The organism is Burkholderia sp. BKH01 (genome assembly GCF_025685725.1).
Classification (GTDB): Bacteria; Pseudomonadota; Gammaproteobacteria; order Burkholderiales; family Burkholderiaceae; genus Burkholderia; species Burkholderia pyrrocinia_C.
Window position 1 is genome coordinate 82,959 of the sequence record NZ_JAOTQT010000030.1, and the last position, 11,944, is coordinate 94,902.

The window sequence follows — 11,944 nt, forward strand, 5'->3', positions numbered from 1 at the left end:
CCCTGAATGAACCAGTCGTTGAGTTCCGGGCGCACGCCATATCCCGAATTTACTGGGTAAGTGACATGGATTATACAAACTAACTAGGTGGTACAAATTAGCGAAAACCCGAAAAGACATTGCGCTTGCGCAAGCGCACACTAGCGCCAAATCTTGACGTCAGGGGGCGAAGTCGGTTAGCGATTCGCCCCCGTTTTAGGAGCAGAATCACCATGAGCAAGCACAAGGTGCTGGTGCTGAACGGCCCGAACCTGAATCTGCTGGGGACACGCGAGCCCCACATTTACGGCGCGGAAACGCTCGCCGACGTCGAGCAGCGCTGCCGCGCGGCGGCCGACGGGCTCGGGCTGGAGATCGACTTCCGCCAGTCGAACGCCGAGCACCAGCTGATCGACTGGCTGCATGCCGCGCGTCACGACACGCACGGCATCGTGATCAACCCGGCCGCCTATACGCATACGTCGGTGGCGCTGGCCGATGCGCTTTCCGCGATCGCGAAGCCGGTGATCGAAGTGCATATCTCGAACGTGCATCGCCGCGAGGCGTTCCGCCACCATTCTTATGTGTCGGCGGTCGCCGAAGCAGTGATCTGCGGCTGCGGCACCGAAGGCTACGTGTTCGCGCTGCAGCGTCTGTCGACGCTGTTTGCGCAGGGAGCCGCGCGATGAGCCGCCCGTCGTTTCTGATCGGCCTGATCGGCCAAGGCATCGGCGGTTCGTTGTCGCCCGCGATGCACGAGGAAGAAGGATTCCAGCAGGGCTTCGGCTACGTCTACCGGCGCATCGATCTCGACGTGCTCGGCGTCACCGTCGACGCGCTGCCGCAACTGCTCGATGCCGCGCAGCGGATGGGCTACAACGGGCTCAACATCACGCACCCGTGCAAGCAGCGCGTGATCGAACACCTCGATGAGCTGTCGGACGACGCCCGCGCGCTCGGCGCGGTGAACACCGTGCTGTTCAAGGACGGCAAGCGGATCGGCCACAACACCGACTGGTCGGGCTTCGCGAAATCGTTCCGCCGCGGGTTGCCCGGCGCGTCGCTCGAACGCGTCGTCCAGCTCGGCGCGGGCGGCGCGGGCGCGGCCGTGGCCCATGCTGCGCTGCAGATGGGCGCGGCCGAACTGACGATTTTCGATGTCGACGGCACGCGCGCCGCCACGCTCGCGGGCGAGCTGCAGCAGCGCTTTCCGGCCGCGCGGGTTGTGCCGGGCGGCGCTCCGTCCGGCGACGATCTCGCGGCCGCGATGCGCGCCGCGACGGGCCTGATTCACGCGACGCCGACCGGCATGACCAAGCACCCGGGTCTGCCGCTGCCGGCCGAAATGCTCCACGCGGGCATGTGGGTGGCCGACATCGTGTATTTCCCGCTCGAAACCGAACTGATCCGCGCCGCGCGCGCGGCCGGCTGCGCCACGCTGCCAGGTGGCGGGATGGCCGTCTACCAGGCCGTCGATGCGTTCGAGATCTTCACCGGACGCACGCCCGACCCCGAGCGGATGTTCGATCACTTTCAGTCGCTCGTCGCGCGCTGACCCCCTTACAGAAAGAGAGACCAGGAGACGACCATGCAGCACACCACCCACACGAGTGCCGCGCCGGCGCAGGCGGCCGGCACGGTCCGGCGCACCTCGGCGCGCTACAAGATTCTCGCGCTGCTCGCGATCGGCACGATGATCAACTATCTCGACCGCACCGTGCTGGGGGTGGCTGCGCCGCAGCTCACCAAGGAGCTCGGCATCAACGCGGCCGTGATGGGCATCATGTTCTCCGCGTTCTCGTGGACGTACGTCGCGATGCAGGTGCCCGGCGGCCTGTTCCTCGACCGCTTCGGCAGCAAGATCACCTATTACTGGTCGATGACGCTGTGGTCGCTGTGCACGTTCCTGCAGGGCTTCGTGCCGGGCATCGCGACGCTGCTCGCATGCCGGCTCGGCCTCGGCGTGACGGAGGCGCCGTGCTTCCCGACCAACAGTCGCGTCGTCGCGACGTGGTTCCCGCAGAACGAGCGCGCGATGGCGACCGGCACCTACACCGTCGGCGAGTACATCGGCCTCGCGTTCTTCAGCCCCGTGCTGTTCGCGCTGATGGGGGCGTTCGGCTGGCGCTCGCTGTTCTGGGTCGTCGGCGCGATCGGCATCGCGTTCGGCCTGGTCTGGTGGAAGTTCTATCACGAGCCGCGTGATCATCCGGGCGCGAACCCGGAGGAACTTGCGTATATCGAGGCGGGCGGCGGTCTCGTGCACGGTGCACGCAAGGACGGCAACAACGGCGGCAAGGGCGAGCAGAAGAAGTTCAGCTGGGCGATGGCCGGCCAGCTGCTGAAGAAGCGCCAGCTCGCGGGCATCTGCCTCGGCCAGTTCGCCGGCAACTCGACGCTCGTGTTCTTCCTGACCTGGTTCCCGACCTATCTCGCGACCGAGCGCCACATGGGCTGGCTGAAGATCGGCTTCTTCGCGGTGATGCCGTTCATCGCCGCGTCGGTCGGCGTGATGTTCGGCGGGATCTTCTCCGACTGGCTGCTGCGCCGCGGCAAATCCGCGAACCTCGCACGCAAGCTGCCGATCATCGCGGGCCTGCTGCTCGCATCGACGATCATTCTCGCGAACTACGTGCAGAGCAACGAGGCCGTGATCGCGATCATGTCGGTCGCATTCTTTGCGCAGGGGATGGCCGCGCTCGGCTGGACGCTCGTGTCGGACATCGCGCCGGACGGCCTGCTCGGCGTCACGGGCGGCATCTTCAACTTCGCGGCGAACCTCGCGGGGATCGTCACGCCGCTGGTCGTCGGCTTCATCGTCGCGTCGACCGGCTCGTTCGTCGGCGCGCTCGTGTTCATCGGCGTGATCGCGCTGGTTGGTGCGCTGTCGTACATCTTCGTCGTCGGCGACATCAAGCGGATCGAGCTGTAAGCACCAACTCCACGCATATCTCGTGCGTTCGCCCGGCGGCCGGTTGGCCGCCGGGCTTTTTTGTTGGTGCGCCGACTGATGTGCCAGCTGGTGTCCCGGCGCGCGTGCCGAGTTACGCGCACCGCACGGCGATCCCGAGCGATTCGACCGCCTGCGCGATCGCCGCGACCGCGCGCCGGATGTCGTCGGCATCGATCGCGCCGATGCAGCCGACGCGGAACGTCTCGAGCTGCGTGAGCTTGCCCGGATACAGGATGAAACCCGCGTCGCGCACCGCGTCGTAGAAGCGGCGGAAATCGTAGGCCGGATGGTCGGGCGCGTGGAACGTGACGATCACGGGTGCCTGCACGCTCGCGTCGAGGAACGGCACGAAGCCGAGCGCGCGCATCGATTCGACCAGCGTCCGGCAGTTCTCCGCATAGCGCGCGCCGCGCGCGGGCTGGCCGCCTTCGGCGAGGTACTGGTCGAGCGCGGCGCGCAGCGCGGCGATCACGTGTGTCGGCGGCGTGAAGCGCCACTGGCCGGTCTTGCGCAGGTACGCGTATTGATCGTGGAGATCGAGCGCGAGCGACCGCGAGTTGCCTTCGCTCGCGTCGAGCGCGTCGCGCTGCACGATCGCGAATCCCATCCCCGGCACGCCTTCGAGGCATTTGCCGCTCGCCGAGATCAGCGCATCGATGCCGCTGCCCGCCAGCTCGATCGGCAGCGCGCCGAACGAACTCATCGCGTCGACGATCAGCCGCTTGCCGTGGCGCCGGCACGCGGCCGTGATCGCGTCCAGCGGATTCAGGATGCCGGCGCTCGTTTCCAGGTGCACGAGCGCGACGTGCGTGATGCGCGGCTCGCGTGCGAACGCGGCCTCGACCGCGGCTGCGTCGACGGCCGCGTCCTCGCCGAACGGCAACGCGATCGCGTCGACGCCGAGCCTGCCGAGGATCTTCAGGATGCGCGCGCAATACGCGCCGTTGTCGGGCACGAGCACGACGCCGTCGCGCGGCACCAGCGTGCCGAGCGCAGCCTCGACCGAGAACGTGCCGCTGCCCTGCATCGGCACGCACACGTAGTCGTCACCGCCGCGTGCGATCGCGACCAGGTCCGCGCAGACGCTGGCAGTCAGTTGGTTGAAAGCGGCGTCCCACGACCCCCAGTCATGTTGCATTGCGTGGCGGGTTGTGGCGGACGTGGTGAGCGGGCCGGGCGTAAGCAGGATCGGGACGGGCATGGTTTTTCTCTGGAAAAGGTCGAGCGAAACGCCGGGCGGCATTTCTGAATGACTTGCATGATATTGGCAAAATGTGTCATTTGTTGGAAATTGTGGCGCTCGTCACGGGTTTGTCATTGAACGCTGTGATCCTTCGGTTGCCGCGCGAAACCAACCGCAGCGCGGCGGCGAGGCGGGCCGCTTAGCGGCCTGCCCGGAGATAACAGGCCTTGCATGGGGCCGGACGAAGCGCGAAAGCGCCAACGCCGGCCGACCGCGAAGCATGCGGCCAAAGTAAGCGCTGAAGCGCCAACTCTGGCCGACAGCTTTGCATGGGGCCAGAGTAAGCGCTGAAGCGCCAACTCTGGCCGACAGCGCCGGACATGCCCCGGCCGTTTGGTGTTCCGCCTACGGAGAAGTGAGATGACACTGCAGAATTCCTCGCGCGCCGCTGCCGGCGCGTTCCGCAAGCTCGCGCTGGCCGCCTGCGCCGCCGGTCTGCTGCAAGGTGCCGCGCTGCCGGCCCACGCGGCAAACGCGGTCGTGCTGTACACGGCGGACGGTCTCGAGAACCTCTATCGCGATGTGCTGCCGGCCTTCGAGAAGAAGGAAGGCGTCAAGGTCAACATCGTGACGGCGGGCAGCGGCGAGGTCGTCAACCGCGCGAACATCGAGAAGAATTCCCCGAAGGCCGACGTGATCGTCACGCTGCCGCCGTTCATTCAGCAGGCCGGCCAGATGGGCCTGCTGCAGGCGTACCAGAGCGTGAACTACAAGAACGTGCCGGCGATCGCGAAGGCCGAGGACGGCACGTGGGCGACGTTCGTGAACAACTACTTCTCGTTCGCGATCAACCCCGACGTCGTGAAGAACCAGCCGAAGACGTTCGCCGACCTGCTGTCGCCGAGCTATGCCGGCAAGGTCGCGTACTCGAACCCGGCGACCGCCGGCGACGGGATGGCCGTGCTGATCCTGACGACCTCGCTGATGGGCGAGGACAAGGCGTTCGACTACCTCGCGAAGCTGTCGCAGAGCGTGAAGTTCCACACGAAGGGCACGGGCTACCTGAACGTGCTGCTGTCGCGTAACGAGATCAGCGTCGCGAACGGCGATCTGCAGATGGATCTCGACGATGCCGAACACGGCGCGCTGTCCGTCAAGCCGATCTTCCTGGCAGCGAAGGACGGCGACCAGCCGACCACGTTCCAGCTCCCGTACGGCATCGGCCTGATCAAGAGCGGCCCGAACCAGGACGCCGGCAAGAAGCTGATCGACTACCTGATGTCGACGGAGGTGCAGTCGAAGGTGCCGGACATGTATGGCATCCCGGGTCGCACGGACGTGCCGCTGGCCGGCAAGAACGGCGAAGCGGTCAAGAAGGCGATCGCGGGCGTGAAGCTGATCCCGGTCGACTGGGCCCAGGTGATGGCGAAGAAGCCGGTGTGGATCGAGCGCTGGAAGAAGGACGTGATCGGCAGCTCGGGCAAGCAGCTCGACGTCGTCAAGCCGAAGTGATCGGCGCACGCCGCCTGCATCAACAAGCAAGAGGATGAACCCGGTGGAAACCACCTTGATCCATCCCGGCGCATTCGGCGCCGCCGAACCGCACGCGACGCTGCGGTCCGGCACGCCGGGCGGCGTGCAGATCGAGCACCTGAACGTGCGCTACGGCGCACGCACGGTGCTGGAAGATCTGTCGCTGTCGATCGGCGCCGGCGAATTTCTGACCGTGCTCGGCAAGAGCGGCTGCGGCAAGACCACGCTGCTGCGCTTCATCGCCGGGTTCGTGAAGGCCGACGGCCTGACCGGCACGCTGACCGTTGCCGGACGCGACCTGACCAATGCGCCGCCGCACAAGCGCAATCTCGGTCTGCTGTTCCAGAATTACGCGCTGTTCCCGCACCTGTCGGTGTTCGAGAACGTTGCATTCGGGCTGCGCGCGCGCGGGATGGCGTCGTCGGAAGTGACGCGACGCGTCGCCGACGCGCTGAAGCTCGTACAGCTCGGCGATGCGGGCCACCACCTGCCCGCGCAGTTGTCGGGCGGAATGCAGCAGCGCGTCGCGCTGGCCCGCGCGCTCGTGATCGAGCCGGACGTGCTGCTGCTCGACGAGCCGCTGTCGGCGCTCGACGCCAACTTGCGCGCGTCGGTGCGCAGCGAACTGAAGGCGCTGCACGAGCGCCTGCCGAACCTGACCGTCGTCTGCGTGACGCACGACCGCGACGACGCGCTCGTGCTGTCCGACCGCGCGCTGCTGCTGCGCGACGGCTGCATCGCGCAGCTCGGCACGCCGCAGCAGCTGTACGACGTGCCGCGGGACGGCTACGTCGCGCGCTATCTCGGCCCGGCGAACCTGCTGCCGCCGCGCGTGATTTTCCCGCTCGGCGATCCGCGCCACGAAGTGCGCGACAAGGTCGCGTGCGTGCGCCCCGAGCGCCTGACCGTGATGCCGCTCGCGGCGGGCGGCCTGCACGGCACGGTGGCGTCCGTCGAATGGCAGGGTGCGGACCTGTCGATCGCGGTCGTGATCGACGCGGCGCCCGACGAACCCGTGCGCGTCACGATGCAACGCGGCCGTGGCGCGGCCCCCGAGCGCGGTGCACGCGTTTCCCTGCATTGCGAGGCAGACGATGTCATCCTTATCGAGCCCTGAAGCCGGCCTGCCGCCGCACGTGCTCGCGTCCGCCACCGCGCACGCCGCCGTCGCGCGGCGCCGCAAGCGCATGGGCGACCTGCACCTGGCCGCGCTCGCGGTCGTCGTGCTGGGCCCGCTCGTCGTCTATCCGCTGGTGCGGCTCGTGCTGCTGAGCGTATCGGGCGATCACGGGCTGAGCTTTGCCGCATACCGGACCTTCTTCGGCAACCCCGACACGCGCACCGTGCTGCTGACGACGCTCGGCGTGCTGTTCGCGAGCGCCGGCACCGCATCGGTGCTCGGCGTGCTGCTGGCCGCGCTGCTGTTCTTCAAGCCGTTTCCGGGCGCATCGCTCGTTACGCGCTTCCTGGAACTGTACGTCGCGTTTCCGTCGTTCCTCGTCGCGTTCACGCTGATCTTCCTGTACGGCTCGCAAGGGTCGATCAGCATCGCGCTGCAGCACCTGTTCCATCTCGAGAATCCGCCGCTCGATTTCCTGTTCGGCATCGGCGGCGTGATTCTCGCGCAGACCGTGTTCTATACGCCGTTTGTCGTGCGGCCGACGCTCGCGTCGTTTGCGACGCTCGACCTGCGGCTGATCGAAGCCGCGCGCAGCCTCGGCGCGCCCGGCTGGATGCTCGCGCGCCGCGTCGTGGTGCCGATCGCGTGGCCGGGCATCGCCGCCGGCACCGTGCTGTGTTTCCTGCTGACGCTGAACGAATTCGGGATTCTGCTCGTGCTCGGCAGCGCGCGGCTCGTGACGCTGCCGGTCGCGATCTACAGCAGCGCGACCGTCGATCTCGACCTGCCGACCGCGTCGGCCGGCGCGGTCGTGATGCTCGCGCTGTCGCTGGCGCTGTATACGGTTTATCGCCGGGTGAACCGGCGTGCGACGGGAGGGAACGATGTCCGCTGAATTCCGTATCGGGCAGGCCGTGCCGCGCCACCGGATCGGCTGGAGCGACGCGTTGCTCAAGCATGCGTCGCGCGTCGCGCTCGCGCTGGCCGCGTTCGCATGCTTCTGGCTGTTCGTGCTGCCCGTCATCGTCGTCGCGCTGTCGAGCGTATCGACGCAATGGTCGGGCACGATGTTGCCGGCCGGCTACAGCCTGCGCTGGTTCGAGCGGCTCGGCTCGCCGGAATACGACGCGCTGCTGACAAGCCTCGAAATCGGCTTCGGCGTGTCGGCGATCGGCACGATCCTCGGGCTGTGGCTCGCGCTTGCGCTCGAAGGGCGCGACCGGCGCGGCCTCGGCGCGGTCGTCGACGCGCTCGTGATGGTGCCGAACGGCGTGCCGAGCGTTGTGCTCGGGCTCGCGGTGCTGATCGCGTATCACCAGAAGCCGGTCGACCTGTCGAGCTCGGCGGCGATCGTCGTGCTCGTGCAGCTCGCGCTGATTCTGCCGTTCTGCTATCGCTGCGCGGCCGCCGCGCTACGCCCGGAGCTGACCGTGCTGCGCGAAGCCGCGGCGAGCCTCGGTGCGCCACCCGCGATGGTGCTGCGCCGCGTGCTGCTGCCGCAGCTCGTGCCGGCGCTGCGCGCGAGCCTCGCGCTCGGCTTCGCGCTGTCGCTCGGCGAACTCGGCGCCACGCTGACGGTTTATCCGCCCGGCTTCGCGACCGTGCCGATCGTCGTGATCGGCCAGGTGGAGCGTGGTTATTACCTTCCGGCATCGGCGCTGTCGCTTCTGATGCTCGGCGCGTCGCTCGCGGCGCTGCTGCTGATCGCCGCGCGCGTGCCGCGCGGCACGCGGGCTGCATCGTGAACGCCGCATTCGCATTGCGCCGTCCCGATGAAGCGTCGGCGACCGGCGCATCGCCGGATCTCGCGGGACGCTCGGTCGACGTCAACGGCCGGCGCTACCGGCTGCCGGTCGAGCCGACCGTCGTCGTCTGCGTCGACGGCTGCGAGTACGACTATCTCGAACGTGCGGTGGAAGCGGGCGTCGCGCCGTTCATCGACCGGATGATCGCGGAAGGCACGGCGTGGCGCGCCGATTGCGTCGTGCCGACCTTCACCAACCCGAACAACCTGTCGATTGTCTGCGGCGTGCCGCCGTCGGTCCACGGGATCTGCGGCAACTATTTCTGGGACGCGACCGCCGACGGCGGGCGCGGCGCCGAAGTGATGATGAACGACCCGGCCTATCTGCGGGCCGGCACGCTGCTCGCGGCGGCGTCCGACGCCGGTGCGCGGGTGGCCGTCGTGACGGCGAAGGACAAGCTGCGCCGGCTGCTTGGCTGGCAGCTGAACGGCATCTGCTTTTCCGCCGAGAAGGCCGCGCAGGCGAATCTCGCGGAAAACGGCATCGCCGACGTGCTCGACTGGGTCGGCCTGCCGTCGCCTGATGTCTACAGCGCGGCGTTGTCCGAATTCGTATTCGCGGCCGGCGTGCGGCTCGCGCAGACGCGGCAAATTGATCTGATGTACCTGTCGACCACCGACTACGTGCAGCACAAGTGCGAGCCGGGCAGCGCCGGCGCGAACGCGTTCTACGCGATGATGGACCGTTACCTCGCGCATCTCGACGCGCTCGGCTGGGCGATCGGGCTCACGGCCGACCACGGGATGAACGCGAAGCACGATCCCACGACCGGCCGCCCGAACGTGATTTACCTGCAGGATGCGTTCGACGGCTGGTATGGCGCTCAGGCCGCGCGCGTGATCCTGCCGATCACGGATCCGTACGTCGTGCACCACGGCGCGCTGGGTTCGTTTGCAACCATCTACCTGGCGCCAGGCGTCGACCGGGCCGAGGCGATGTGGCGCGTCGGCGGCCTCGACGGTGTCGAGCTCGTGCTCGACAACGCGGAAGCCGCCGCACGTTTCGAGCTGCCGGCCGACCGGATCGGCGATCTAGTCGTGATCGGCCGCCGCGACATGACGCTCGGCACGCGCGAGCGCGACCACGACCTGTCGGGCCTCACGGTGCCGCTGCGTTCGCATGGCGGCGTGTCGGAGCAGGAAGTGCCGCTGCTGTTCAATCGCCGTATCGAGCGGGACGATCCCGCGCGTCGCCCGCGCAACTTCGACGTGTTCGATTTCGTGCTGAACCGGATCGCGACATGATGGTTCACCCCCGGCGAGACCACCCCGAGTTTCGCGCCGAGGCGCTGCGCTGGTGCGGCACGCGCGCGACGCGCGAGCGCACCTTCGATATCGACGATCCTTATACGGGCGCGCGGGTCGGTACCGTGCCGCTCGCAAGCGTCGACGACGTGCGCGCAGCGTTCGATTACGCGATGGCGTACCGGCCGACGCTCACGCGCTACGAGCGTTCGCAGATCCTCGAGCGCGCGGCCGCGCTGCTGCGCGAGCGCACCGAGGAAGCGTCCGACCTGATCACGCTCGAATCGGGGCTGTCGAAACAGGATTCCCGCTACGAGATCGGCCGCGTTGCCGACGTGCTGAAGTTCGCGGCACTCGAGGCGCTACGCGACGACGCGCAAAGTTTCTCGTGCGACCTGACGCCCCACGGCAAGGCACGGCGCGTGTTCTCGCAGCGGCAGCCGCTCGACGGCGTGATCGTTGCGATCACGCCGTTCAATCATCCGATGAACCAGGTTGCGCACAAGATCGCGCCGGCGATCGCGACCAACAACCGCGTGATCGTGAAGCCGTCGGAGAAGGTACCGCTGTCGGCGTTCTATCTGGCCGATCTGCTGTATGAGGCCGGACTGCCGGAGCCCATGTTGCAGGTGCTGACCGGCGATCCGCGCGAGATCGCGGACGAACTCGTTACGCATCCGCATGCATCGCTGATCACGTTTACCGGCGGCGTTGCGATCGGCAAGGCGATTGTCGCGCGGGCCGGCTACCGGCGCATCGTGCTGGAGCTGGGCGGCAACGACCCGCTGATCGTTCTCGAAGACGCCGATCTCGAACGCGCGGCATCGCTGGCGGTACTCGGCTCGTACCGGAATTCGGGCCAGCGTTGCACGGCCGTCAAGCGGATGCTGGTGCAGCGCTCGATCGCGCCCGCATTCACCGAGCTGCTCGTCGAGAAGACGCGCGCGTGGAAGTACGGCGATCCGTTCGATCCCGCGAACGAAATGGGCACGGTGATCGACGAGGCGGCGGCGCGGCTGTTCGAGGCGCGGGTCGAGGAGGCGGTCGCGCGGGGCGCGCGCCTGCTGATCGGCAACGTGCGGCGCGGCGCGCTGTATGCGCCGACCGTGCTCGACAACGTCGATCCGTCGATGACGATCGTGCGCGAGGAGACCTTCGGTCCCGTATCACCCGTCATCACGTTCGACACGATCGACGACGCGATCCGGATCAGCAACGGAACCGCGTTCGGGTTGTCGTCGGGTGTCTGTACGGACAGCACGGCGGCCGTCGTGCGGTTCGTGAACGAGCTGAACGTCGGCACCGTGAATGTATGGGAGGTGCCCGGATACCGGATCGAGCTGTCGCCGTTCGGCGGGATCAAGGATTCGGGGCTCGGTTACAAGGAAGGCGTTCAGGAGGCGATGAAGAGCTTCACGAACCTGAAGACGTTTTCGCTGCCTTGGGAGTGAGCGAATGGCATTGACGGTGGAAGAGATCCACGGGCTGTATCGCGAGCACGGCCATGTGGCCTATAGCGGGGAGCCCGTCACGCAGCTCGAGCATGCATTGCAGAGCGGATTGCTGGCGGAAGAGGCTGGGGCTGGCGAAGCGCTGGTTGCGGCGGCGTTCCTGCACGACCTCGGGCATCTGCTGAATCGCCAGGGCGAGACGCCGAGCGCGCGGGGGATCGACGATCTGCATCAGTATTACGTGCTGCCGTTCCTGCGGGCGCTGTTTTCCGACGCGGTGCTGGAACCGATCCGGCTGCACGTCGATGCGAAGCGCTGCCTGTGCCGCACGGACGCCGGCTACTTCGAGAGCCTGTCGCCGGACTCGGTGCGCAGCCTCGCGCTGCAGGGCGGCATCTTCAGCGAAGTGGAGACGGCGGCGTTCCTGCAGCGCCCGTTTGCGGAGGACGCGCTGCGTTTGCGCCGCTGGGACGATACGGCGAAGGAAGCAGGAAAGATGACGCCGGATCTCGATCACTATATGGAGATCGTCGCGCGCCAGGTGCGCGAGGCCTGATGGTTCGGTTGCTTCTATATAAGGCCCCGCACGCGGCAGCGTGCGGGGCCTTATATTTTTTGCGAAACCCCTTGCGCGATCGACGCGGGGTGCATAGAATCACGCCTCTTTCGCGCTAAC

Annotated in this window: 11 protein-coding genes; 10 read left to right on the forward strand and 1 reads right to left on the reverse strand. The window is 67.4% G+C overall.

The window, feature by feature from the left end; genetic code table 11:
- Window positions 1-212: 212 nt before the first annotated feature.
- The 3 genes from aroQ to OEJ37_RS30480 are packed head-to-tail and all read left to right on the forward strand — an operon-like array spanning window position 213 to window position 2,911.
- A complete protein-coding gene (gene aroQ, locus OEJ37_RS30470; protein WP_034181783.1) occupies window positions 213-668 on the forward strand; it encodes a type II 3-dehydroquinate dehydratase in 456 nt (151 codons plus the stop codon).
- Window positions 665-1,534, forward strand: coding sequence for a shikimate dehydrogenase (locus tag OEJ37_RS30475; protein ID WP_175947960.1), 870 nt, complete (start codon window positions 665-667; stop codon window positions 1,532-1,534). Before aroQ ends, OEJ37_RS30475 begins: the two co-directional genes overlap by 4 nt.
- A 33-nt stretch (window positions 1,535-1,567) precedes the next feature.
- Window positions 1,568-2,911: an MFS transporter gene (locus OEJ37_RS30480; RefSeq protein WP_174421621.1), complete on the forward strand. Its 1,344-nt coding sequence runs from the start codon at window positions 1,568-1,570 to the stop codon at window positions 2,909-2,911.
- Between the two features lie 112 nt (window positions 2,912-3,023).
- Here OEJ37_RS30480 and OEJ37_RS30485 read toward each other — a convergent pair whose 3' ends face one another.
- Complete coding sequence (locus OEJ37_RS30485; protein WP_263348437.1) at window positions 3,024-4,133, reverse strand: 2-aminoethylphosphonate--pyruvate transaminase; 1,110 nt, start codon at window positions 4,131-4,133, stop codon at window positions 3,024-3,026.
- 402 nt (window positions 4,134-4,535) lie between these two features.
- On the opposite strand from OEJ37_RS30485, the gene phnS reads away from it, so the two are divergent.
- From phnS to OEJ37_RS30520, 7 genes are read left to right on the forward strand one after another with little or no spacing between them, the layout of a single operon-like run.
- A complete protein-coding gene (gene phnS, locus OEJ37_RS30490; protein ID WP_034181787.1) occupies window positions 4,536-5,627 on the forward strand; it encodes a 2-aminoethylphosphonate ABC transporter substrate-binding protein in 1,092 nt (363 codons plus the stop codon).
- Window positions 5,628-5,661: 34 nt separating this feature from the next.
- A complete protein-coding gene (phnT, locus tag OEJ37_RS30495; protein WP_263348438.1) occupies window positions 5,662-6,765 on the forward strand; it encodes a 2-aminoethylphosphonate ABC transport system ATP-binding subunit PhnT in 1,104 nt (367 codons plus the stop codon).
- A complete protein-coding gene (gene phnU, locus OEJ37_RS30500) occupies window positions 6,743-7,663 on the forward strand; it encodes a 2-aminoethylphosphonate ABC transporter permease subunit (RefSeq protein WP_175917047.1) in 921 nt (306 codons plus the stop codon). Before phnT ends, phnU begins: the two co-directional genes overlap by 23 nt.
- Complete coding sequence (gene phnV, locus OEJ37_RS30505) at window positions 7,653-8,513, forward strand: 2-aminoethylphosphonate ABC transport system, membrane component PhnV (protein ID WP_263348440.1); 861 nt, start codon at window positions 7,653-7,655, stop codon at window positions 8,511-8,513. Before phnU ends, phnV begins: the two co-directional genes overlap by 11 nt.
- Window positions 8,510-9,817 carry a phosphonoacetate hydrolase gene (gene phnA, locus OEJ37_RS30510; RefSeq protein WP_263348441.1) on the forward strand — a complete coding sequence of 436 codons (1,308 nt, stop codon included), beginning with the start codon at window positions 8,510-8,512 and terminating at the stop codon, window positions 9,815-9,817. Before phnV ends, phnA begins: the two co-directional genes overlap by 4 nt.
- Window positions 9,814-11,268 (forward strand): phosphonoacetaldehyde dehydrogenase, encoded by a 1,455-nt coding sequence (gene phnY / locus OEJ37_RS30515; protein WP_263348444.1) that lies wholly within the window; start codon window positions 9,814-9,816, stop codon window positions 11,266-11,268. Before phnA ends, phnY begins: the two co-directional genes overlap by 4 nt.
- A gap of 4 nt (window positions 11,269-11,272) precedes the next feature.
- Window positions 11,273-11,824 carry a phosphonate degradation HD-domain oxygenase gene (locus OEJ37_RS30520; RefSeq protein ID WP_263348445.1) on the forward strand — a complete coding sequence of 184 codons (552 nt, stop codon included), beginning with the start codon at window positions 11,273-11,275 and terminating at the stop codon, window positions 11,822-11,824.
- Window positions 11,825-11,944: the final 120 nt, after the last annotated feature.